This window comes from Bradyrhizobium denitrificans (genome assembly GCF_013179005.1).
GTDB lineage: Bacteria > Pseudomonadota > Alphaproteobacteria > Rhizobiales > Xanthobacteraceae > Bradyrhizobium > Bradyrhizobium denitrificans.
In genome coordinates this window covers 46,840-68,309 of sequence record NZ_JABFDP010000029.1, presented here as the reverse complement: position 1 = coordinate 68,309, position 21,470 = coordinate 46,840, and the positions used below count along the sequence as shown (strand labels likewise).

The following is a 21,470-nucleotide window of genomic DNA, read 5'->3' as shown; positions in this document are numbered from 1 at the left end:
TGCCGGTGCCGCGCTTTACGTGTCCGCGGATCATGTATTCAACCATGTGAACTTATGTGGCCGGCCGGCGCCGATGTCGGCCACGCCGATCAGCCGCACAGGTTCGCCGCCAATCAGGTTCTGCGATGGACCCGGCCGACGCGCTGCTCTATCAGGCACAGCAGGACAGCTTGGCGACATCCTTAGTGAAGGTCTGCGCGGCAAGCTTCAATCCCTCGACTGTCGTGAGATAGGGGAAGATCGTCTCGGCGAGTTGCTCGACCGTCAGGCCGCATTTGATCGCGAGCACCGCGGTCTGAATGCTATCTGCTCCCTCGGGCGCAAGGATGTGCGCACCAAGAAGCCGTCCGCTACTTGCCTCGGCGACCAGTTTGATCAGGCCGCGGGTGTCGCGCGCGGCCAGCGCGCGGGGAACATACTTCAGATCGAGAGTAGAGGTCTTTACCTTTAAGCCTCGAGCGCCGGCTTCGGCTTCCGTCAAGCCAACGCTGGCAACTTGCGGATCGGTGAACACCACTGCCGGCATGGCGGTCGCATCGTAGGGTTTCCTGTTGCCGTTGAGTGCGTTCTCCGCCGCGATCCTGGCGCCGTAAGCCGCCATGTAGACAAATTGATCGCGCCCGGTGACGTCGCCGGCGGCATAGACGCCAAGCTTTGAGGTGCGCATGCGGTCATCGACGTTGATACCGCCGTTCGAAAGAAGTTCGACACCGCTTTCCGCAAGCCCGAGGTCGTCGGTGTTGGGCCGGCGTCCGGTCGTGATGAGGACACGCTCGGCCGTGATCGTCTCGGCGCGGCCATGGGCTGAAACCAAAAGCGCGATGCCCATCGGCGCTTGTTGGATCTCCCGGTATGAGAGCCCCTCGCGAACGGCGATGCCTTCCTCGGTGAAATATTTGGTCAGTGCGGTGCTGATTTCCGGCTCCGCATCCGGCAACAAACGGCGGCGTACCGCGATCGTCACCTTGACGCCGGCGCGGGCGAACATCTGGCCGAGCTCGCAGCCGATGTAACCGCCGCCGATCACCAGCAGGGACTTCGGCAGTTTCTCGAGTTCTAGGGCCGTCGTGCTCGTCAGATACGGCACATTTTCGATCCCCGGGATCGATGGCATCGCCGCAGCGGCGCCGGTCGCGATGATGACCTTGCCTACCTTGATCGGCTCACCGTTCACCATCACGCCGTCGTTTGTCAACCGGGCCCGGCCTTCCCGATAAGCGACCGTGTTGTAGCTCGGCAGCAGATCGAAATACTTCGCCTGCCGCAACGACGACACCAATTCATCCTTCTGCCGCACGACCGCGGCCCAGTCCGCGATTCCGCCATCCGTCCGGATGCCGGCAAAGCGCGATGCGGTTTCCGCGTGATGAACTGCCTCGACTGCACGGATCATGGTTTTCGACGGGACGCAGCCTACATTGACGCAGGTGCCCCCGATCATCCCGTGCCCGACGAGCGCAACATTGGCGCCAAGCTCCGCTGCGGCAATTGCGGCCGAGAAGCCGGCCGAGCCAGCGCCGATGACGGCAAGATCATATCCGCCATTCGCTTTCGGCGCGTCGGAAGCGCAACAGTCACCAACGGTCATCGTGAAACTCCTGATACTGAATTAGATCGGAGAAAGCCGCGTTCGCCGACGGACGGCGCTCCACCTTATTTGGAATCGTTTGGCTCGCCAGCCGAGCGCCCGCTGTCGGAAGCGTCCTTTACTTTTTGGCGAGCCAAACGGGCTTTTCAGTTCTTGACGTGTGCGGGGTAGCCGGCGTTCGTGGCCGCTGCGATCAGCGTAGGAACATCGGCGGTCGCATCGTCGAAGGTGACGGTCGCGACGGCGCTCGCGTTCGCGTTGGCTTCCTTGACCTGGACCGCTGTGACGCCCTTTACCCGCGACAGCGTCTTCTTGACGATCGGCGCGCAGAGTTCGCAGGTGCCGTTATCGACATTGAGGACAACAGTCTTTTCAGCGGCCTGAGCGACGAGCGGCGATAGCGCCATGGCGAGGGCAGCGGCGGCGATCCTGATACGAATCATGATCTCTCTCCTTTTGGATTCTGGATTGGGCAACAGACTAAAGAAATAACGGTGCGATTTTTGGAAAGCCGAGTGCCACGATCACCAGAACGGTGGCGACCCAAAGGCCGATCTTGGCCGTACGTCCGGAACGCGGCTTGGCGCAGTAGGAATCTTCGGCACAGTCCACCTTGGGCTTGCGATAGACGAGGTAGAACCCGTAACCGAGGAAGGCGAAGGTAACCACGGCGAAAATCGGCTGATAGGGTTCAAGCGCGGTCAGGTTGCTGATCCAGGCTCCGCTGATTCCGAGCGTGAAAAGAGCAAATGGTACCACGCAGCACGATGCCGCGCCCAGCGCCGCCAAAATTCCGCCAACAGAGGCCAGCCGGGCCGTCCGGGTCGACGAATCCCCCCGATCGGCCTCACGCGAGGAGGGCGTTGCGCCAGTGAAGTTTTGTTGCACTATTTTGTCCATGTGCTGCGCCCTCCGTGACGCCTTGTAGTGTTATGGGGCCTGTAGCAAGTACAGGTTCAAGCGGAACTTTCGGAACCGCCAACACGGTTTTGTGAGGCGGCGCCTCAAGGAAATTGCGCTTGAACCCTACTCGACGGACTACTACGGCATATTCATTGGCCTACAGCATCCTCTGCGTCTTCATCAATGCCAGTTCAGCGGCGTGTCAGGCGCTCAAGTCGACATCGGGGTACCGCACCGGGTTTCTTTGCCGAGCAAAGATCTGCGCTTCCGGAAGCGTTACATGTGCTTCCTGCCGGGCTTGCGACCAGGCCGTGAATGTCCGTTCGTCCTTGAACAGGTTGACGTGGTCGCAGAACGCGCTTCGGAGATTGACGCAGCAAGCGTCGCTATCCGGCGCGACGATCGACATCACGCAGCCGGATGGCGGCGTCGAGCGCAACTGGCCGGGTGCCAGCTCGACGGTAAGTTGGGTCCCGGATCCGGGGCAGTGCGTGACCAAGGTCGCCGGCTTGCCGAGAATTTCCGGAAGAAAAAGCGCGTCAAAAGCGCACCAGGTATAGAGCCCGGCGTCTTCCGTGTGGAAGCGATGGTGCGTCGGAACGAGGCTCAGGCCTCCAAATGCAATGACCTGTCCATGTTCATCGAATCCAAAGTTTGTCGGCGGGAATTCGAGCAGAAGCTGGTCGATGCGTTCCGTTGGAAGGTCGCACCCGATGCCGAGTTGCTCGCGCGTCACCGGCACGCCGCAACCAAGCAATCTGAAGAGCTCGACACTCAGTCTCTGCAGTTCCGGAGTATTCTCTGTCAGAACGCGCCGCCTCAAGTAAACGTCGAACGCTTGGCGGCCGGCGTTCGGATCCAAAGCGCGCGATGCGGGCTTCGTGTTATTGGGGGCTCCCTGCGAAGCGCTCTTCATCACGTGATTTACTTCCTATGTTTCGTCAGTGCCGTAGATGGTTTTCGGCAAGCTCGGAAGAGCGTAGTGGCTGTAGGTAATACAGGCTCAAGGGCGAATTTCGTGGCGATGGCACTTTTCCGCGAAACGCTCGCCGCAGCGAGCGATGCCGCAAAGGACCCTCCGGTCCGACTTCGCGCGCAGCCCGGGGTGGGTTGTCCTTGCCAATGGCGGGTGTCGGCGCTATCTGACCTGTAGTCATTACAGGTTCGAGGCGGATACTATGTGGAGCAAGACGACAAACCGGGACGAATTCCTGACTCGCGGTGCACTGGCTGCCCAGACCGGCTGCAACATCGAAACGATCCGGTACTACGAGCAGATCGGCATCCTACCGGCGCCGCCTCGCAGTCAAGGCGGGCATCGCCTCTACGGGCAAGCTCTCGTCAGACGCTTGCATTTCGTCCTCCGAAGCCGCGATCTGGGTTTCACTCTCGAAGAAATCCGGGAATTGCTCAGAATGGTGGATGGCGACAATTACACGTGCAGGCAGATTGAAGCGTTGGCACTCGAGCACGTGCAGGCGATCCGCCGAAAGATGGCGGATCTCAAGAAACTCAAAGTCGTGCTCGAGACGATGGCTTCTCAGTGCGGGGGCGGGAAAATACCCAAGTGTCCCATCATCGACGCGTTGTTCGATGCGCGCGCGCCGATACGTTGGGCAAGGTAGTTCGGGCACTTCGGCGCGCGTCTCTTCAGCGTTTTGAAGGCGATCTATTCCCGGCAGGCAGACGCGCGTGACGTTCCGGAGATGGCTCCTGCGATCGTGAACGCAAGCCTCTTGAACGTGTAGGTACTACAGGGTGCACTTTGTTTCTGAACGGCCACAGGAGTGGACCGGCCCGGAGAGGCGTGGCACCATGAACGAACGCACCATAGGTGCAATTGCCCGCATGCTCGCGGTGCTGTGCTGCGGCGGGCCTGTTCTCGTCAGCGCCGCTGGGCGCGGCCGGGACCGCGGGGCTCCTGTCGTGGCTTTTCAAGTCCCTCTATTTCGCAATCCCGGGCAGTATTCATCGCTCTCGGGCTAGTCGGCGTCTTGTTGATGACCATGCGGTTGTGCGAGTAGATCGTGATGACCATCACGATACTCATCACGACGACATTCACCACGACACTCGCCACGGTGATCGCCATGACGACCGCCACGATTAGAGCCGGTTCTGGTCGGAACTGGGTTGAAGAGTAATTTTGAGAGCCGGAAGGGAACTTCGGATTTCACCTTCCGGCTCTGAGGGTGCAGGAGAAACCAGCAAGGCGCGGGGGCTATCGCCGAAAGTTGGTGACGGTGGGAATCGGAAAGGCGGCATATCGTGGGGGTGCTTGACGCCTCCACTTCTCCACCGAAGGAGCGATATGCCGTGCCACAGGATAACGTTATCAAGCTGATTCAGCCAGGATTCTTCGACGATCAACTCACCGGAATCTTACGCAACGGAGCCCGTGCGCTGCTTGCCAAGGCGGTCGAGGCCGAGGTCGCGGACTTCCTCGACAAGCATGCAGATTTGAAGACCGGGGACGGCCAGCAGCGGGTGGTCCGCCACGGTCATCTGCCGGAGCGCGAAGTGATGACCGGTATCGGTCCGGTCGCCGTCCGCCAGCCGCGTGTGCGTGACCGCGAAGCCGCCGCCGCCGATCCAGGGCGCATCCGGTTCTCGCCGTCGATCCTGCCGCCCTACATGCGCCGGTCGAAGTCGATCGAGACGCTGCTGCCGATCCTTTATCTGAAGGGTATAGCGTTGGCGGCACTGCTCGGCAATGATGCTGCCGGGTTGTCGGCATCGGCCATCGGCCGCCTGAAGGACGGCTGGTTCGACGAACAAGCCGCTTGGCAGAAGCGCGATCTGTCGGCGAAGCGCTACGTTTACATCTGGGCGGATGGCATCCATCTCGAAGCACGCCTGGAGGACGAAAAGCAGTGCATCCTCGTGCTGATCGGCGCGACGCCGGAAGGCCGCAAGGAACTGGTCGGCTTCACCGATGGCGCCCGCGAGAGCGCGCACGACTGGCGCGATCTGCTGCTCGATCTGAAGCGGCGCGGGCTCGACGTGCCCCCGCGGCTCGTCATCGCCGATGGCGCCCTCGGGTTCTGGAAGGCTGCCGGTGAGGTCTGGCCGAAAACGCGCGAGCAGCGCGGCTGGGTGCACAAGACCGCGAACGTGCTCGCCAAGTTGCCGAAGAGCCAGCAGCCGAAAGCCAAACGCGCGTTGCAGGAGGTCTGGATGGCCGAAACCAAGGCCGCCGCCGAACTGGCGTTCGAGGCATTCATCGAGAGCTACGCGTTGAAATACGACAAGGCGGCCGACTGCCTGAGCAAGGATCGAGATACGCTACTGGCATTCTACGACTTCCCGGCCGAGCATTGGAAACACTTACGGACCACCAACCCCATTGAAAGCACCTTCGCCACCGTGCGCCACCGCATGATCCGATCGAAGGGCTGTCTATCCAACAGGACCGCGCTCACGATGGTCTTCAAACTGATCGAGGGCGCCCAAAAAAGCTGGCGCCGTCTCGACGGTCATAACCAGTTGCCAAAACTCGTTCTCGGTGTGACATTCAACAACGGGATCGAGGTCATCGCAAAGCCGATTGATCGTCAGCCCGCAACCGCCGCCGCCTGACCGGCCCCGGCCGTCACCAAGATTTGGCGATAGCTCCAAGGCGCGAGTAGTTTAGGGGCTAAAATTACAGCAGCGATCAGTTCGTCTTCTCGTCATAAATTCCGATGCGTCAGCGGTTTTATATAATAAGGGCGCGCCATTTGGCGCGCCCGATGGAATTCCGAGAGCAAGTGAATCACATTTTCATCTTGGAATGGTCCATGCCCTTCATGCCCTTCATTTTCTTCGCGTCGCTTTTGGCCTTCTTTTGCTTAATCTGGACAACTTCGGCTCCGGCGTTTGTCATGCCAGGTTGACTTCCGACCGGAAGGGCAACAGCCGCAGCGGCAGAACTGACGAAGGCGAACGCTATAACGAGCAACACCCTGTTCATATTCATCTCCGAGTTAATGATGATCACGTGAACCAATGCGAGACGTGTGAGGGAGTTCCCTCCATGCGAAGCGAACCGCCTGAGGGAACTTATTTCGGAGTGGCGGCTTTCCTCTCTACGATTACAAAGAGGGGAGGATCCTATGTCTCGTTTTCCGCTCATAGGCGCTGCGGCGCTGTTAACTATTGCGGTATGCGCTCCCGCCTCGGCTCTTCCTTTGGCGAAGATGACCACCGCTGCGCTGCCCGAACCGCTCGTGGAAAATGTTCACCTCATTTGCGACAGGTACGGGCGGTGCTACAATTCCCGACGGTATGTTCAGCGGCGCTACTACGTGCAGCCCGGCTATTCTAGTTATGCCTACGGTCCGGGATACGGTTATGGCTACGGTCCCGGCATCAGCTTCGGTTTCGGCGGCGGTTTCGGCCATCATCACCATCACTGGTGAGCGGGGTCTTATGTCCGGCGACGGTGCACACTTTCGTGGCTGCGCGCAGCAGCGCCGTCACCGTGCCTGATCGGCCTGACGATAATGGCACCGATCCTGGACGATAGCCCCACGAAGGGGCTATTCGCGCAGCGAGTTATGAATGGCTGTTGCTGCGGCAGCAGCGTGTCCCATTGCGACGCTGATTTGGTCGACACCCTTCGCGACGTCTCCCGCAACGAAAAAGTTCGCGACCGTGCTTCGCTGGTGCTCGTCGGCAACCACGCAGTGATTATCGAGAGCCGCTCCCAGTGCGCCCGCTAGAGATGATCGCGGGGCACAGCCTAAAGCCGAGTAGAGGGTATCGAACGCAAGCGTACCGTGACGGTTCATGGTGAGCCCAACGATCTTGCCCTCATCGATTTCGACTTGCGTGACCGCCTCTTCGACGGCCTTGATGCCGGCGGCATGCATTTTTTGCCGCTGCGCGCTATCGAGCCTTAGCGGCTCGCCCAGCGAGAACAGCGTGATGTCGGCCGTGTAGGTCCTCAGGAAAAGCGCTTCACCGAGACCGGTTTCGCCATGGCCGATGACCGCAATTTTGTGGTCGATCACTTCGTATCCGTCACAAATTCCGCAGTGGCGGATGAGGCCTTTCTGAACCGCATCGAAGAGGTTAGGAAGCGCCGGCTCCTTGTCGATCACGCCTGTGGCGAGCAGGACGGTTTGTGCACTGACTTGTGTGCCTTCGAGTGTTGCTTCAAACGTTCCGTCCGGCAAGTGCTCAAGTTCGGATACGGTGCCTGAAACGATACGCGCTCCATATTTCACGGCTTGCGAGCGCATACGGCCCACCAGTTCGCTGCCGGTTACTCCTTCCGGAAAGCCGGCATGATTATGTGATTTCGGAATCCAAAGGGCCCGGCTGGCACCGGCGTCCGCGACGACGAAATTGCGCCGAAAACGGCCCAGATATATTGCAGCGGTAAGGCCGGCAGGGCCACCGCCGATTACCAGGCAGTCGAGTTTGGTTGTCATCGTCGAACCTTTTCTACTGCATCAATGTCGAAAGACCCGTCACGGGTGTTCCTCTGCCCCGACGCGCCCTGGATTGCGAAATTGGCACAGCCGTCTGGGCCAGGTCCGAGATATTTCGCTTCGTACGGACCGGCCCCGACAATGAGGTCGGAAAGGAGAATGCAGCGTCATCGCGCTCCCCGCACTGCGGGGCAATTCAGCACTCTTTCAGCTATATCCGAACCGCTCGCAGCCGCAGCGCGTTGCCGACAACGCTCACGGACGAGAGCGCCATTGCGGCAGCGGCAATGACCGGGGAGAGCAGCAATCCGAACGTCGGATACAGGATGCCCGCCGCGATCGGAATTCCCGCCGCGTTATAGATGAAAGCAAAGAACAGGTTCTGCCGGATGTTGCTCATCGTCGCCTGAGAAAGACGCCGGGCGCGGACGATGCCGCCTAAGTCGCCCTTCAGCAGGGTGACGCCGGCGCTCTCCATCGCGACATCCGTTCCGGTACCCATGGCGATTCCCACGTCCGCCGCCGCGAGGGCAGGGGCGTCGTTGACGCCATCCCCCGCCATCGCGACGACGCGGCCTTCCTGCTGGAGCTTGCTGACGACGGCGCTCTTCTGATCCGGAAGCACCTCCGCCTCGACGTCTGGAATGCCGAGCCGCCGCGCGATCGCGCTTGCCGTCGTACGGTTATCGCCGGTCAGCATGATGACCTTGATGCCTTCGGCGGCCAGCAACTTCAGTGCATCCGGCGTCGACGCCTTGACCGGGTCGGCGATTGCCAGAATGCCGGCGAGTCTGCCGTCGACCGCGACGTTGATGACCGTCGCGCCGTCGCCTCGCAGCTTTTCCGCCTGCGTCTCCAACAGTTGCGTTTTAATGCCCGCGGATTTCAGAAAATTGGAGTTGCCGAGCAGGACCGACCTGCCGCCGACCTTACCCGTAACTCCCTTGCCGGTCGGGGAATCGAACTCCTGGACATCGGCGAGAGCCAGATTCCGTTCTTTCGCCGCCCGGACAATCGCGTCGGCGAGCGGATGTTCGCTGGACCGTTCGACGCTCGCCGCAAGCTTCAGAATTTCCGCTTCGTCGAATCCCTGCGCAGGGATGATGTCGACCACCTTCGGCTTGCCTTCGGTCAGCGTTCCCGTCTTGTCGACGACCAGCGTATCGACTTTTTCCATCCGTTCGAGCGCTTCCGCATTCTTGATCAGGACGCCGGCCTGGGCTCCGCGTCCGACGCCGACCATGATCGACATCGGCGTCGCAAGTCCGAGGGCGCAAGGGCAGGCAATGATCAGGACGCTCACGGCCGCAACCAGTCCGAACGCGAGCCGCGGCTCCGGGCCGAACAGCGCCCAGGCGCCGAAGGCGACGAGAGCCGCCGCAATCACGGCCGGCACGAACCAGCCGGCGACCTGGTCGGCGAGACGCTGGATGGGAGCGCGGGAACGCTGCGCCTGCGCCACCATCTGCACGATCTGGGAAAGAAGGGTATCACGGCCGACCTTCTCGGCCCGCATCACGAACCCGCCCGATTGATTCAGGGTGCCGGCGATCACCTTGGCGCCGCTCTCCTTGGAGACCGGCATGGACTCGCCGGTCACCAGCGACTCGTCGAGGGACGAGCGGCCTTCGATGATGACGCCGTCCACCGGGACCTTTTCCCCGGGCCGGACCCGCAGCTTGTCGCCGACGTTCAGGCCGTCCATCGGGACCTCTCGGTCCGCCCCGTTCTCGTCGACGAGGCGGGCGGTCTTGGGCGCCAGATCCAGCAGGGCCTTGATCGCGCCGGAGGTGGCCTCGCGGGCTCGAAGCTCCAGCACCTGGCCGAGCAGGACCAGAACGGTAATCACCGCAGCGGCCTCGAAATAGACCGCCACCGCGCCGCCGTGGCTTCGGAATGCGGACGGGAAGATGCCCGGCGCTACGGTGGCGACGACGCTGTAGGCAAAGGCGACGCCCACGCCCATCGCAATCAGGGTGAACATGTTCAGGTTTCGGGTGACCAGCGACTGCCAGCCGCGCACGAAGAACGGCCATCCGGCCCAGAGAACGACCGGCGTGGCGAAGACGAGTTGGATCCAGTTCGAGGGGTTTTGGTCGATCCAGCCGTGGCTGCCGACCAGATGGCCGCCCATCTCGAGTACAATGACCGGCAGCGCCAGCGCGAGCCCCACCCAGAAGCGCCAGGTCATGTCGGCCAGTTCGGGGTTGGGTTGGTCGTCGAGGCTGACCAGTTCGGGCTCCAGCGCCATCCCGCAGATCGGGCAGCTTCCGGGTCTGATCTGACGGATCTGCGGATGCATGGGGCAGGTGTAGACCGTGCCCTCCGGGACGTCGGCGTGCTGCGGCGCTGCGTTCGCCTTATCGAGGTATCGCTCCGGAGCGGCGGCGAACGTAGTTTGGCAGCCGGCCGAGCAGAAATGGTAGGTGACGCCCCTGAAGTCGAAGCGATGCTTGCTGGTTGCGGGATCGACGGTCATGCCGCAGACCGGGTCTACGACGCCGGCTCTGCCCGCAGCGTGATGATTATGGTCGTGCGCGTCTCCGCCCCCGCAGCACCCGCTCTTCTTGACCGGCGTTTCAGGACCGGCGGCGACCGCCTTTGACGAGCATCCGCATCCGCCTCGGGACATCGCCTTCTGTTCGCTGGCCATTTCGAGCTCCTTGCCTACTTGCAACCCATACCGTGTAGGGGTATATAAGACCCATGCGGAAAGACATCAAGGTATCCTGTCAGAAACGCCTCGGCCGGATCGAGGGCCAGGTGCGCGGCCTCTCCAAAATGGTGGACGAGGAGCGCTACTGCATCGATATCGTCACGCAGATTTCGGCGGTCCGTGCCGCGCTGCGACGGGTCGAGGAGGAAGTCCTGAGGGACCACGTCTCCCACTGCGTCGAACACGCCATCGCGAGCGGCGACAAAACAGACCAGAGGAAGAAGATCGCCGAATTAATGGCGGTCATCGGCCGGGCTGACCGATGAGCGACACCAAAAGTTCCATCTTGGCGGCCGCGATCTTCGCCGCTATGCTCCCGAGTGTTGGTGCGAAAAGGCGTTGATGTCTGCATGGTCGTCCGGTTGACCAGAACGAAGCGAACAAGGGCAGGGTGGCTGGTAGCCCTAGCCTATCTGCTTTGCGTACTGGCGCCGACGATCTCCTACGCGCTGCCCGGCGTCCACGCGCCCGCGCCGTGCCTGACGGACGAGAACCACGTTCCCGGAATGGTTCATGTCCATTCCGAGCCGCAACATTTGCACGACGACGGCCAGATCCATGATCATGCCGCTGCGCCGGCACATTCCGGCGGCGGTGACCATTCGATGTCGGTGGCATCGGATTCGAAGTCGGCTCCCGAAAAAGCTCCGCATAAATCCGGCGGGGAGTGCTGCGGGCTGATGTGCGTGACCGCTCTTCCGGCGAAGGTCGTCGACATCGTGACGCCTTCCGCTCCGACGGCGCTTTGCGAAGTCGAAGGTTACCTGAACGTCGCCGACAAGGCTCCCCCCCGGCACTATCGCCCCCCCATTTCCTGACCTGATCGAAGCTACGCGGTGCCGTGCCTGTCGAGGGCTCGCGCGCCTGTGGTCCATCGTCAGTTCAGGAAAAGATAATGTTTGCGCAGCTTGGGGCGATTCTCGCCGCCGTCCGGTCGGTGGTGAAGAGGATATTAGGCAATAGATTTCGGGCAATCGTGGGGATGACCGCCGCGACGTGGTCGCTCGGGGGATGCATTCCGACCGTTCCGCTCGTCGGTGCGGATCCGGCCGACCCGAACGTGCCGGTCGCCGGCGTCAGCTACCGCTCCGGCATCGCGCCCTACACAAGCATGCGGCCGACCGCGCCATCCGGCTGGAAAGAACAGAACCAGCGCGTAACTCCCACGCCCAAATCCGAGCAGTAGGAGGACGCCATGACAGAAACACTTTTCATCCGACTGCGACGCGCGACGGGCGCCACCGGGGCCAGAACGGCGTTATCGTCGCTGTCAGCCGCGCTGCTGCTCTCGGGTTGCGCAACGTTCTCTCCGGACGGCGGCATGACGGCGGTGGCCGACATCGCCGGCGGCACCATCAAGAAGGACGTGATCTCGATCCGGACCGCCGACGATGTCGTGGTCGCGAACGATGCGGTCAAGCGGCTGCTGCGCCGGACCCTGAACGTCGAAACCGCGGTCCAGGTCGCGCTCCTCAGCAACCGGGGCCTTCAGGCGGCCTACAACGAACTGGCGCTGGCGGAAGCGGACCTCGTCCAGGAGAGCCTGCCGCCCAATCCCACGTTCTCGATTTCGCGAATATCGGGCAACGGAGCCGTCGAGATCGAACGGCAGGTCGTCGGCGACATTCTGGCGCTCGCCACCCTGCCGTTCCGCTCGGAAATCGCACGTCAACGTTTCCGGCAGGCGCAGTTGCGGGCCGCCCTCGAGACGCTGCGGCTCGCCGCGGAAGTCAGACGGTCCTATTACCGCGCGGTCGCCGCCAACGAACTCATCGGACTTCTCGCGGACGCCAAATCCACCGCGGAATCCACGGCCCAACTAGCCCTCAAACTCGGCCAGACCGGATCGCTCAACAAGCTCGACCAGGCGCGCGAGCAGGTGTTCTATGCCGAGACCACGGCCGAACTCGGATCGATACGCCAGGAGGCGGCGAGCTCGCGGGAACGCCTCGCGCGTCTGATGGGGCTTTGGGGAAGCGACCTGGCCTTCCGGATTCCCGGCACGTTGCCGGCGTTGCCCCGGCATCCCTCGGCGCTCCCGTTGATCGAGGTCGATGCGGTCAGCCACCGCATCGACCTGCAGATCGCGCGGATCGAACTCGACGCCCTCGCGAAATCTCTCAATCTAACGGAAGCGAGCCGGTTCGTGACGCTCCTCGATGTGGCGGGGATCGACCGCAAGACGCGCGATCCCGAAAGTGCGCCCTTCCGCGAACGCGGCTTCGACATCCAGTTCCAGATTCCGATCTTCGACGGCGGCGAGGTGCGGGTCCGGCAGGCTGCCGAGACCTACAATAAGTCGTTCAACCGCCTGACCGAAAAGGCGATCAACGTACGTTCTGAGGCAAGGGACGCCTACCGCGTCTACAGGTCGACCTACGAAATCGCCGGCCAGTACCAGCGTGAAGTGCTGCCGCTGCGCAAGATCATCACCGAAGAGATGCAGCTACGCTTCTCGAGCATGCAGATCGACGTTTTCGCGCTGCTGACCGAGGCGCGCCAGCGCATCGCATCGCTGCGCGCCGGAATCGAGGCCAAGCGAGACTTCTGGTTCGCCCAGTCCGACCTTCAGACGGTCGTCAACGGCGGCGGCTCCGGAGAGTCCCAGAACCAACCCCGTCAGACCACCACCGCCCAGGCCGGCGGGGGCGGCGGCCATTAAGGAGACAATCATGCTATCGCGTAGAGGATTCATCGGAACGGCCGCGCTGATAAGCGCGAGCGCAGTGAGCGGCCGGGTGCAGGCGGCCAACATTCCGGAAGCGCCCTCCATGGAAAAGGCGGTAATGCAGCCGCCGCTGCATCCGACGTCCGGTCCGGACTATCGGCCGGTCGTGACGTTGAACGGATGGTCGCTGCCGTGGCGGATGAACGGGGACTGGAAGGAATTCCATCTCGTCGCCGAACCGGTCGTGCGCGAGTTCGCTGAGGGCATGAAGGCCTACTTGTGGGGATACAACGGGCAATCGCCCGGTCCGACCATCGAGGCGGTCGAAGGCGACAAGGTCCGGATCTTCGTCACCAACAAGCTGCCCGAGCATACCACCGTGCACTGGCACGGCATGATCGTACCGAACGGCATGGACGGGGTGGGCGGCCTCAACCAGCCTCACATCAAACCCGGCAAGACCTTCGTCTACGAATTCCAGATCAAGACGAGCGGGACGTTCATGTACCACCCGCACTCGGACGAGATGGTGCAGATGGCGATGGGCATGATGGGCATGTTCATTGTCCACCCCCGGGACCAGACCTTCCGGCCGGTCGACCGCGACTTCGTCTTCATCATGAGCACGTATCTCATCGATCCCGGCACCTATCTGCCGAAGGTCAACGAGATGACCGACTTCAACATGTGGACTTGGAACAGCCGCGTGTTTCCCGGCATCGATCCGCTGCCCGTCCGCCTCGGGGACAAGGTGCGCGTGCGCATCGGAAATCTCACGATGACCAACCATCCGATCCATCTCCACGGGCACAGCTTCGCGGTGACCTGCACAGACGGAGGCTGGGTGCCAGAAAGCGCGCAGTTGCCGGAGACGACGACCGACGTTCCCGTCGGAGCGGTCCGCGCCTTCGACGTGCTCGCTGACAATCCCGGCGACTGGGCGTTCCACTGCCACAAGTCGCACCACACCATGAACTCGATGGGGCACGACATGCGCAACATGATCGGTGTGTCGAAGAAGGATCTCGCCAAGGCTGTCGGCAAGCTTGCTCCGGACGCGATGGTGATGGGTTCGACAGGAATGGCCATGGGCGAGATGGAGATGCCGATGCCGGACAACACGCTCATGATGATGTCGGGCTCCGGCCAGTTCGGCCCCATCGAAATGGGCGGCATGTTCTCCGTCATGAAGATCCGGGAAGGAATGGCCCGCGACGATTACAAGGACCCGGGTCCCTACAAAAATCCGCAAGGCACGGTCGCATACGAAGTCGATGCGCCCGCCTCAGCGGCTCCCCGCCAGAACGGCGGCAAGGAGGAAGGCGGGACGACGCAAATGAAGGGCATGAAAGGAATGAAAGGCATGAAGGGCATGTGATCCGGACGCCTTTTCGAACTCAACATCAGACAGGAGAAGACTAATGAAGACCATCAATCAAGCCGTCGCTTCGGCAATCGCGGGTTTACTGCTGGCAGGCGGTACCGCCGTTTGGGCGGGCGAGGGTCCGGCCGGACATAGCCACAGCCACGACGAGACGTTCTCCGCGGGCGAGCCCGGCGATGCCAAGAAGCCCGCCCGGATCGTTCAGGTGACCATGGGCGAGATGGACGGGAAGATGATGTTCATGCCCGCAAAACTGGAGATCAAGACGGGCGAGCAGGTCAAGTTCATGCTCCGCAACAACGGTGAACTCGACCATGAATTCATCCTGGCGACGACCGCCGAAAATCTCAAGCATGCGGAGGCCATGAAGAAGAACCCCGACATGGAGCACGACGACCCGAACGGCAAGCGGCTTGCCCCCAAGAAGACCGACGAGATCGTCTGGAAGTTCAGCAAGCCCGGAGAGTTCGAATATTCGTGCCTGATCCCGGGTCATCGCGAAGCCGGCATGGTCGGTACGATCGTCGTCAAGTGATCCCGACAAAACCAAGGAAAACATCATGAAGAACAAACTTGCAGCAGCAGTTTTCGCCGTCGTTTTGGCAACAATTTCGACCGCGGCGTTCGCCCAGAACGCCATGGTCAACGGCGAGGTGAAGAAGATCGACGAGACCGCCGGCAAGATCACGTTGAAGCACGGCCCCATCAAGAATCTCGATATGGACGAAGACGGCATGACCATGGTCTTCCGGGTGCAGGACCCGGGGATGCTCAAGCAGGTCAAGGTCGGCGACAAGGTCCAGTTCGAAGCCGAACGGGCGACCGCCGGCATCACGATCACGAAGATGCAGAAGGGCAAGTAACCCCGGAACGGCCGGTGCCGCCGCGCTGCGTGAGCCGGCGGCACCGGGTCGAGAAGCGGACCTTGGAGGGAATGGATGGAGGCATCGTTGCGCCAGGCTGACGGAGTTGCGTCCGAACGACCGCTCGCTTTCGATCGCAAGAGCGGAAGGCTGAGCGGCGCCGGCGTGATCGACCGCGTTGCGGTGCTGGCCCTTCAGGCCGGATCCGTCATCACGCGACCTTACGGACATCGCGGCTACAGGCACGGTTGCAAGGCGGTCGCGACTGTCGTTGCCGATCGCGACATCATCGTCCGGTTGAACGAGGATGCCGACTTCGCCATCCCGTTCTGCGACGGATACTGGAGCAGAATGCTTAATCCGAGATACGATTATGAAGAGGAGATCGAAGCCTTCTTAAGGTGCGCGGCAGACCTCAGGTACTCCTTCGTCGACTGCGGGGCGAACTTCGGTTACTGGTCCGTGCTGGCGTCCAGCCGGCCTTTCGGCAGGCAGCCCACGCTCGCCATCGAAGCGTCTCCGGAAAACGCGAAACGGCTTGGCGCGAACGCGCTCCTGAACGGCGACCGTTTCCGATGGCTCAACGCCGCGGTCGGTGGACAGGCGGCCGGTTTTGTGAGGATCACGGGCGCAAGGCATGAAGCCTTGGAGACCCTCAGGCTGACCGAAAACGAGCCGGACGCCGTAACTGTCGTTTCGCTGGACAGCCTGGTTGCGGGCGGGCTCGTCGATGCATCGCTTCCGGTGGTGGTCAAGCTCGATGTGGAAGGCGTGGAAATCGAAGCGCTGACCGGCGCGGAACGGCTGATGCACCGCGATTGCGTGGTCATCTGTGAGGAGCACGGATCCGACACGACGCATGGCATCACGCGTCACCTCCTCGAAGAGATGTCGCTCAGAGTATTTGTGTTCGATCCCAGGGCGTGCCGGTTCAACCGTCTCGACGGAATCAAGCGGCTGGATTCGATCAAGAGGCATCCGTGGGTCGGCTACAATGTCTTCGCTACCTCCAGCGCATTGTGGGAAGAGCGACTGCTCGCTGCGACGTGGAGGTACCGATGATCGGTTCGACCCAGCTCGCATCGCCGCCGCAGCACGACAGGCTTAGCAAATACCCAGGCTGTCCGGAAAGTGCTTTTCCGCCCGCCGCGGCGACATGCCGTTGCCTGAAATTGCAGGAGGTCTGCCGCGCACGTCGGCCATGAATTCACTCTTATGGAAGATGCTCAGTCCGGCGAGGTCCTGTCGACAACGCGTGCTCGCGCTTGTGCAAACGCTCGTCGCCAAAGCCGGAAATGTCGTCGCCACATCCGCGGAACAACAATTTGTGCCGGCCGTTTGCGAATGTGTTTTCAAACAATGGAGAATGAGATGTCACGAAACATCCTGAAGATTTCGGCCGCGTCTGTCGCGGTGCTGTTTGCGCTATCGATGCCTTCGTACGCCGACGACGCCGGTCCGGCCTACACAAAGTCCATGGAAAAAATGAATGCCGACATGAAGAAGGGAATGGATCCCGACCCTACGAAGGCGTGGGCGAAGATGATGGTCGCTCACCATCAGGGCGCGATCGAGATGTCGCAGACGGTGCTGAAGGAGACTAAAGACCCGATGATCCGCGAAATGGCCGAGAAGACGGTCAAGGATCAGACCAAAGAGCAGACCATGCTCAAGGACTGGATCGGCAAGCACGGCGGCTGAACAGCCTGAACACCTGACCGCGAGGACTCCATGATCGCACTTCCCTACGATTATTTTCTGATCGCATGGTTCGTCCTCGCGGCGGGCTCTACGGCCTACGTCGCGTTCGACCAGTTCAACGGCAATCCCGAGCCGACGGTGATGAAGTGGGGTTTCATCCTGGTCACCCTCTACATGGGCCCGTTCGGATTGCTGCTCTACGTGCTCGCGGACAAGGAGCCCCGTCCAGGGGAGCATGAGCACTTCACATCGCCCCTCTGGAAGCAGGGCGTCGGGAGCACTATTCACTGCGTTGCGGGGGATGCCACCGGCATCATTCTGGCGGCGACCGTGACGGCACTGCTGGGCCTCCCGATGTGGATCGACCTTATCGTCGAATACATTGCCGGTTTCTCGTTCGGTCTGTTCATTTTCCAGTCCCTCTTCATGAAGAAGATGATGGGCGGCACCTATTGGGAAAATGTCCGCAAGAGCTTCATGCCGGAATTCATCAGCATGAACGCGATGATGGCGGGAATGGCGCCGACGATGAGCCTGCTGATGATGGGCCGCGACATGCGCGCCATGGATCCGCTCGAATTCGTCTTCTGGGGCGTGATGTCTCTCGGTGTCATGGTCGGATTCACGACGGCCTATCCGTTCAACGTCTGGATGGTGAAGAAGAAGGTCAAGCACGGCCTGATGACCGAACGGCCGGAGGCAGCCGGCCAACAACGCGACATGTCCGGAATGAAGTCCGAGACGGGTCAAATGTCGGATGAGCAGATGAGCCACATGGAGGGACATGGGGGACAACAGAAAGCAAAAAAGTCGGGCGACCGCGAAGCGTCCCCTGGCGGGGGCCATCAGATGGGCGGCGACGCGACGACTCCACAGTTGGCGGCGCTCGCCGGCGTGACGTCGTTCCTTCTGATCTCCGGAATGGTGATACCGGGGTTTTCCGTCAACCTCGGTCTCAGCGCCCGCGACGTCGACGGCTCCATCATGCCGCCGGGGATGATCAACACCTTCGATCTGCCCGGCGAGGCTATGAAGGACATGGCCGCCGTGAAGCCGCGTCAAGTCGCTTACGTGGCGGCGCCCGACGCGAGGGGCGACAAGGTCCTTGCGCCGCGCATCGAGAACGGGGTCAAGGTCTTCGACATCAAGGCCGAGATCATCCGATGGAACATCCTTCCGGACGTGGCGGTCGAGGCCTACGCGTACAATCGTCAGGTCCCGGGACCGCGGCTGCAGGTGACGGAGGGGGATCATGTCCGCATCAACTTCCGTAATGCGCTTCCAGAAAGCACCACGGTTCATTGGCACGGACTGATCGTCCCGAATGAGATGGACGGGCCGGCCAACGTCACCCAAGACCCGGTGCCGCCGGGCGGCTCCTACACCTACGAATTCGACGTGGGCCAGAGCGGCACGTACTTCTACCACAGCCACGATCATCCGGACCGCCAGCAGGCGCTCGGGCTCTACGGGGCGCTGCTGATCGCGCCGAAGGACCCCTCGGCCGAGGTGAAGGCCGACCTCGATTACGCGATCCAGCTACAGGAGTGGCTGAAGCGCGAATGGCTGACCTATCCGGCGATGCTGATGGAAGGGGCGCTTCCGAACTACTTCACGATCAACGGCAAGGCATACCCCTCGACCGACACGGTCGCCATGAAGGTCGGACAGACCATCAAACTTCGCTTCATCGGGACGAACAACAACTTCGTGCATCCCATGCATGTGCACGGCGGACCGTTCGAAGTCGTAGCCGTGGACGGGGTGAACCTCAAGGAAAGCGCGCGATACCAGGCGGACACAGTCAACGTCGGTCCCGGGCAGCGCTACGACGTGGTCTGGACGGCACGAAAGTCGGGCAAATGGCTGGTGCACTGCCACATCCCGCATCACACAGCCAACAACAACGTTGAGCAGCACGGCGGCGGCGGCCTGATGCTTGTCCTCAACGTCCAGTAGGCCAACGGAAAACAAAGGAGAGAATGAGATGAAGACGAGCAAGGAGATGCAGGCGTGCATCGACGAATGCCTGCGCTGCTACCAGATGTGTCTCGGGACGGCGATGACCCACTGCCTGGAGTCCGGCGGGAAGCACGTCGAACCGAAGCACATCAGACTGATGATGGCGTGTGCCGAGATATGCCGAACTGCGGCGCACTTCATGCTTCTCAATTCGCCTCACCATGCGCACGTCTGCGAGGAGTGCGCCGAGATCTGCACCGAATGCGCCAAGGACTGCGAGCGCGTCGGCGGGATGGACGACTGCGTGACGGCATGTACGCGTTGTGCCGAAAGTTGCCGGGCGATGGCAGGCTAATCGATGCCGTCTTTGCAGCCGGTCAGAATATCGCGGCCTGACGAACCGTCGACGACAGTGGCTTCGTCGGAGCCAGCATCGTCGGACAATATCAAGAGTTCGATGCCAGCTTCCAAGGCCGTTTCGCCGCGAGGGCGGGATCTGCGTCTCGACCTGTTTCGCGGTCTGGCAAACTGGGCGATATTTCTCGACCATATCCCCAACAACTCGATCGCTTGGCTGACGACGAGAAACTACGGTTTCAGCGACGCCGCCGACATCTTCGTCTTCATCTCCGGGTACACGGCGGCGTTCGTGTACGCTCGAAGGATATCCGCACAAGGAATGCTCGCCGGAACGGCTCTGCTGATGCGGCGCGTTTGGCAGCTATACGTCGCCCACGTCCTGCTGTTCGTCTTCTACGCCGCGGCGATCGGCTACGTGGCACAGCGCTACGGGCATTCGCACCTTCTCGACGAATTCAATGTCGCCGGCCTCATCGAGCAGCCGGTCGCCACGCTTACGCAAGGGTTGATGCTGAAGTTCAAGCCGCTGAACCTGGATGTCCTTCCTCTCTACATCGTTCTGATGGCCGGTTTCCCGCCGCTGCTGATCGTCATGATGCGGTGGCCGAATGCGGCGTTGGCGGCTTCGATCTCGGTCTACCTGTCTGCACGTCTATTCGGTTGGAATTTCTCGGCATATCCTTCCGGCGACTGGTACTTCAATCCGTTCACCTGGCAGCTTCTGTTCACGCTGGGTGCGTGGGCGGCCCTGGGCGGTCGCGCGCGTATGCAGGTACTGGCGCGGTCCCGTGCCGTCCTTGCAGCGAGCATCGCTTTCGTCGTCTTTGCCGCTGTCGTGACGCTCGCTGACCGTTTCGAGACGACAGCGTTTCTGCCGACCGGCATGCTCGAATGGTTCGTCCCGAACGACAAGACGAACCTCGCGCCTTACCGGGTGCTGCACTTCCTTGCGGTGGCCGTCATCGTGGTTCGTCTGGTTCCGTCCGATTGGAGCGGGCTGCGATCCGCGGCGCTGCAGCCGTTGATCGTCTGCGGCCAGCGGTCCCTCGAAGTGTTCTGCGTCGGTATCTTTCTGTCGTTCGTCGGCCACTTCATCCTTGAAATGTATTCGGATGGGTTGGCCGCTCAAGTCGCGGTCAGCGCGGGCGGCTTGGCGCTCATGACGTGCGTCGCTTTCTACCGGAACTGGTCGCGTTCGCTGGACCGGCCGCCGTCATCCGCAAAACGAACCGCCGTACTTGACGTTCGTCGGCGAGAACCTTCAACAGACCAAAAGGTGGATGCTAAATGACGAGACGGTTGGGTGTTGCGGTCCTCGCTGCGGTGGCTCTATTTGGCGGAATTCTATTCTACGTGGGCTACGGCTTCTACGATGTCGGCGCGGACACGCCGCATTGGGAAATCACCCGAAGGGTAATGGAGACCGTTCGCAACCGCTCCATCGCGGTACGCGCCGGCCGGATCGAGCTACCCGACCTTCAGGACGAGCAACTCGTTTTGAAGGGAGCGGGACAGTATGCGGCGATGTGCGTGAATTGCCACCTTGCGCCCGAGCAATCGGATTCGGAAATTCGGCCCGGCCTCTACCCGAAGCCGCCCAATCTTTCCGAACAGCGTTTCGATCCCAAGACCGTTTTCTGGGTCACGAAACATGGATTGAAAATGAGCGGCATGCCGGCGTGGGGTCTCGGACATGACGATGCGACCATCTGGAGCATCGTCGCATTCGTCACCAAGCTGCCCGGCCTATCTGCCGAGCACTACAAGGACATGGTCGCGAGGGCGCCTCCGGACGAAGAGATGGAGTTCCATGGACAAGGGGGACGGCAAGAAGCCGGAAAACAATGGCAAGAAGCCCGGGGCCGGGATGTCGATGCCAACCGAGCAAAAGGGTGAACACAAACACTG

Annotated in this window: 24 protein-coding genes; 16 read left to right on the top strand and 8 right to left on the bottom strand. The window is 61.5% G+C overall.

What is annotated here, in order from left to right:
- Window positions 1-151: 151 nt before the first annotated feature.
- The 4 genes from merA to merB form a co-directional block, all read right to left on the bottom strand.
- Window positions 152-1,588 (bottom strand): mercury(II) reductase, encoded by a 1,437-nt coding sequence (gene merA / locus HL671_RS29035; protein WP_021078675.1) that lies wholly within the window; start codon window positions 1,586-1,588, stop codon window positions 152-154.
- Between the two features lie 146 nt (window positions 1,589-1,734).
- Window positions 1,735-2,031 (bottom strand): heavy-metal-associated domain-containing protein, encoded by a 297-nt coding sequence (locus HL671_RS29030; RefSeq protein WP_021078676.1) that lies wholly within the window; start codon window positions 2,029-2,031, stop codon window positions 1,735-1,737.
- Between the two features lie 37 nt (window positions 2,032-2,068).
- On the bottom strand, window positions 2,069-2,488 hold the full coding sequence (locus HL671_RS29025) for a mercuric transporter MerT family protein (RefSeq protein WP_021078677.1): 420 nt from the start codon (window positions 2,486-2,488) through the stop codon (window positions 2,069-2,071).
- Between the two features lie 205 nt (window positions 2,489-2,693).
- Window positions 2,694-3,407 carry an organomercurial lyase gene (gene merB / locus HL671_RS29020; protein ID WP_106940472.1) on the bottom strand — a complete coding sequence of 238 codons (714 nt, stop codon included), beginning with the start codon at window positions 3,405-3,407 and terminating at the stop codon, window positions 2,694-2,696.
- 262 nt (window positions 3,408-3,669) lie between these two features.
- Between merB and HL671_RS29015 the strand changes: the two genes are divergently transcribed.
- Window positions 3,670-4,116, top strand: coding sequence for a MerR family transcriptional regulator (locus HL671_RS29015; RefSeq protein ID WP_021078679.1), 447 nt, complete (start codon window positions 3,670-3,672; stop codon window positions 4,114-4,116).
- A gap of 260 nt (window positions 4,117-4,376) precedes the next feature.
- Here the strand turns inward: HL671_RS29015 and HL671_RS29010 are convergent, their stop codons facing one another.
- On the bottom strand, window positions 4,377-4,583 hold the full coding sequence (locus HL671_RS29010) for a hypothetical protein (RefSeq protein WP_021078680.1): 207 nt from the start codon (window positions 4,581-4,583) through the stop codon (window positions 4,377-4,379).
- A gap of 224 nt (window positions 4,584-4,807) precedes the next feature.
- Here HL671_RS29010 and HL671_RS29005 point away from each other — a divergent pair, with 224 nt between their 5' ends.
- The gene (locus HL671_RS29005; protein WP_021078681.1) at window positions 4,808-6,070 is read left to right on the top strand and encodes an IS256 family transposase; all 1,263 of its coding nucleotides are present in this window, start codon (window positions 4,808-4,810) and stop codon (window positions 6,068-6,070) included.
- 175 nt (window positions 6,071-6,245) lie between these two features.
- Here the strand turns inward: HL671_RS29005 and HL671_RS29000 are convergent, their stop codons facing one another.
- Entirely contained in the window at window positions 6,246-6,443 is a 198-nt protein-coding gene (locus HL671_RS29000) for a hypothetical protein (RefSeq protein WP_021078682.1), read from the bottom strand.
- 142 nt (window positions 6,444-6,585) lie between these two features.
- Between HL671_RS29000 and HL671_RS28995 the strand changes: the two genes are divergently transcribed.
- The gene (locus HL671_RS28995) at window positions 6,586-6,891 is read left to right on the top strand and encodes a hypothetical protein (protein ID WP_021078683.1); all 306 of its coding nucleotides are present in this window, start codon (window positions 6,586-6,588) and stop codon (window positions 6,889-6,891) included.
- A 120-nt stretch (window positions 6,892-7,011) separates the two neighbouring features.
- Here the strand turns inward: HL671_RS28995 and HL671_RS28990 are convergent, their stop codons facing one another.
- Complete coding sequence (locus HL671_RS28990; protein ID WP_021078684.1) at window positions 7,012-7,908, bottom strand: NAD(P)/FAD-dependent oxidoreductase; 897 nt, start codon at window positions 7,906-7,908, stop codon at window positions 7,012-7,014.
- Between the two features lie 211 nt (window positions 7,909-8,119).
- Window positions 8,120-10,561 carry a heavy metal translocating P-type ATPase gene (locus HL671_RS28985; RefSeq protein ID WP_021078685.1) on the bottom strand — a complete coding sequence of 814 codons (2,442 nt, stop codon included), beginning with the start codon at window positions 10,559-10,561 and terminating at the stop codon, window positions 8,120-8,122.
- A 53-nt stretch (window positions 10,562-10,614) separates the two neighbouring features.
- On the opposite strand from HL671_RS28985, the gene HL671_RS28980 reads away from it, so the two are divergent.
- The 13 genes from HL671_RS28980 (at window position 10,615) to HL671_RS28920 (ending at window position 21,458) form a co-directional block, all read left to right on the top strand.
- A complete protein-coding gene (locus HL671_RS28980; RefSeq protein WP_021078686.1) occupies window positions 10,615-10,890 on the top strand; it encodes a metal-sensitive transcriptional regulator in 276 nt (91 codons plus the stop codon).
- A gap of 84 nt (window positions 10,891-10,974) precedes the next feature.
- A complete protein-coding gene (locus HL671_RS28975) occupies window positions 10,975-11,442 on the top strand; it encodes a hypothetical protein (RefSeq protein WP_021078687.1) in 468 nt (155 codons plus the stop codon).
- A 77-nt stretch (window positions 11,443-11,519) separates the two neighbouring features.
- Complete coding sequence (locus HL671_RS28970) at window positions 11,520-11,810, top strand: hypothetical protein (RefSeq protein WP_021078688.1); 291 nt, start codon at window positions 11,520-11,522, stop codon at window positions 11,808-11,810.
- 9 nt (window positions 11,811-11,819) lie between these two features.
- Window positions 11,820-13,286, top strand: a complete 1,467-nt coding sequence (locus HL671_RS28965; RefSeq protein WP_021078689.1) for a TolC family protein — start codon at window positions 11,820-11,822, stop codon at window positions 13,284-13,286.
- A 10-nt stretch (window positions 13,287-13,296) separates the two neighbouring features.
- Window positions 13,297-14,670 (top strand): multicopper oxidase family protein, encoded by a 1,374-nt coding sequence (locus HL671_RS28960; RefSeq protein WP_021078690.1) that lies wholly within the window; start codon window positions 13,297-13,299, stop codon window positions 14,668-14,670.
- A gap of 43 nt (window positions 14,671-14,713) precedes the next feature.
- Complete coding sequence (locus tag HL671_RS28955; RefSeq protein ID WP_021078691.1) at window positions 14,714-15,211, top strand: cupredoxin domain-containing protein; 498 nt, start codon at window positions 14,714-14,716, stop codon at window positions 15,209-15,211.
- 25 nt (window positions 15,212-15,236) lie between these two features.
- Window positions 15,237-15,539 carry a copper-binding protein gene (locus HL671_RS28950; protein ID WP_021078692.1) on the top strand — a complete coding sequence of 101 codons (303 nt, stop codon included), beginning with the start codon at window positions 15,237-15,239 and terminating at the stop codon, window positions 15,537-15,539.
- A 75-nt stretch (window positions 15,540-15,614) separates the two neighbouring features.
- Window positions 15,615-16,601 carry an FkbM family methyltransferase gene (locus HL671_RS28945; RefSeq protein ID WP_021078693.1) on the top strand — a complete coding sequence of 329 codons (987 nt, stop codon included), beginning with the start codon at window positions 15,615-15,617 and terminating at the stop codon, window positions 16,599-16,601.
- A gap of 309 nt (window positions 16,602-16,910) precedes the next feature.
- Window positions 16,911-17,240 carry a DUF305 domain-containing protein gene (locus HL671_RS28940; RefSeq protein WP_021078694.1) on the top strand — a complete coding sequence of 110 codons (330 nt, stop codon included), beginning with the start codon at window positions 16,911-16,913 and terminating at the stop codon, window positions 17,238-17,240.
- Between the two features lie 30 nt (window positions 17,241-17,270).
- The gene (locus HL671_RS28935; protein ID WP_021078695.1) at window positions 17,271-19,199 is read left to right on the top strand and encodes a multicopper oxidase domain-containing protein; all 1,929 of its coding nucleotides are present in this window, start codon (window positions 17,271-17,273) and stop codon (window positions 19,197-19,199) included.
- 28 nt (window positions 19,200-19,227) lie between these two features.
- A complete protein-coding gene (locus tag HL671_RS28930; protein ID WP_021078696.1) occupies window positions 19,228-19,557 on the top strand; it encodes a four-helix bundle copper-binding protein in 330 nt (109 codons plus the stop codon).
- Window positions 19,558-19,659: 102 nt separating this feature from the next.
- Window positions 19,660-20,853 carry an OpgC family protein gene (locus HL671_RS28925; protein WP_106940470.1) on the top strand — a complete coding sequence of 398 codons (1,194 nt, stop codon included), beginning with the start codon at window positions 19,660-19,662 and terminating at the stop codon, window positions 20,851-20,853.
- Window positions 20,850-21,458 (top strand): c-type cytochrome, encoded by a 609-nt coding sequence (locus HL671_RS28920; RefSeq protein WP_021078698.1) that lies wholly within the window; start codon window positions 20,850-20,852, stop codon window positions 21,456-21,458. The genes HL671_RS28925 and HL671_RS28920 overlap by 4 nt, the downstream gene beginning before the upstream one ends.
- Window positions 21,459-21,470 lie beyond the last annotated feature (12 nt).

Bases quoted from the DNA above. Each gene is read 5' to 3' on its own strand.
- merA (WP_021078675.1), bottom strand. From the start codon at position 1,588: ATGACCGTTGGTGACTGTTGCGCTTCCGACGCGCCGAAAGCGAATGGC.
- HL671_RS29030 (WP_021078676.1), bottom strand. From the start codon at position 2,031: ATGATTCGTATCAGGATCGCCGCCGCTGCCCTCGCCATGGCGCTATCG.
- HL671_RS29025 (WP_021078677.1), bottom strand. From the start codon at position 2,488: ATGGACAAAATAGTGCAACAAAACTTCACTGGCGCAACGCCCTCCTCG.
- merB (WP_106940472.1), bottom strand. From the start codon at position 3,407: ATGAAGAGCGCTTCGCAGGGAGCCCCCAATAACACGAAGCCCGCATCG.
- HL671_RS29015 (WP_021078679.1), top strand. From the start codon at position 3,670: ATGTGGAGCAAGACGACAAACCGGGACGAATTCCTGACTCGCGGTGCA.
- HL671_RS29010 (WP_021078680.1), bottom strand. From the start codon at position 4,583: ATGGCGATCACCGTGGCGAGTGTCGTGGTGAATGTCGTCGTGATGAGT.
- HL671_RS29000 (WP_021078682.1), bottom strand. From the start codon at position 6,443: ATGAACAGGGTGTTGCTCGTTATAGCGTTCGCCTTCGTCAGTTCTGCC.
- HL671_RS28995 (WP_021078683.1), top strand. From the start codon at position 6,586: ATGTCTCGTTTTCCGCTCATAGGCGCTGCGGCGCTGTTAACTATTGCG.
- HL671_RS28990 (WP_021078684.1), bottom strand. From the start codon at position 7,908: ATGACAACCAAACTCGACTGCCTGGTAATCGGCGGTGGCCCTGCCGGC.
- HL671_RS28985 (WP_021078685.1), bottom strand. From the start codon at position 10,561: ATGGCCAGCGAACAGAAGGCGATGTCCCGAGGCGGATGCGGATGCTCG.
- HL671_RS28980 (WP_021078686.1), top strand. From the start codon at position 10,615: ATGCGGAAAGACATCAAGGTATCCTGTCAGAAACGCCTCGGCCGGATC.
- HL671_RS28975 (WP_021078687.1), top strand. From the start codon at position 10,975: ATGGTCGTCCGGTTGACCAGAACGAAGCGAACAAGGGCAGGGTGGCTG.
- HL671_RS28970 (WP_021078688.1), top strand. From the start codon at position 11,520: ATGTTTGCGCAGCTTGGGGCGATTCTCGCCGCCGTCCGGTCGGTGGTG.
- HL671_RS28965 (WP_021078689.1), top strand. From the start codon at position 11,820: ATGACAGAAACACTTTTCATCCGACTGCGACGCGCGACGGGCGCCACC.
- HL671_RS28960 (WP_021078690.1), top strand. From the start codon at position 13,297: ATGCTATCGCGTAGAGGATTCATCGGAACGGCCGCGCTGATAAGCGCG.
- HL671_RS28955 (WP_021078691.1), top strand. From the start codon at position 14,714: ATGAAGACCATCAATCAAGCCGTCGCTTCGGCAATCGCGGGTTTACTG.
- HL671_RS28950 (WP_021078692.1), top strand. From the start codon at position 15,237: ATGAAGAACAAACTTGCAGCAGCAGTTTTCGCCGTCGTTTTGGCAACA.
- HL671_RS28945 (WP_021078693.1), top strand. From the start codon at position 15,615: ATGGAGGCATCGTTGCGCCAGGCTGACGGAGTTGCGTCCGAACGACCG.
- HL671_RS28940 (WP_021078694.1), top strand. From the start codon at position 16,911: ATGTCACGAAACATCCTGAAGATTTCGGCCGCGTCTGTCGCGGTGCTG.
- HL671_RS28935 (WP_021078695.1), top strand. From the start codon at position 17,271: ATGATCGCACTTCCCTACGATTATTTTCTGATCGCATGGTTCGTCCTC.
- HL671_RS28930 (WP_021078696.1), top strand. From the start codon at position 19,228: ATGAAGACGAGCAAGGAGATGCAGGCGTGCATCGACGAATGCCTGCGC.
- HL671_RS28925 (WP_106940470.1), top strand. From the start codon at position 19,660: ATGCCAGCTTCCAAGGCCGTTTCGCCGCGAGGGCGGGATCTGCGTCTC.
- HL671_RS28920 (WP_021078698.1), top strand. From the start codon at position 20,850: ATGACGAGACGGTTGGGTGTTGCGGTCCTCGCTGCGGTGGCTCTATTT.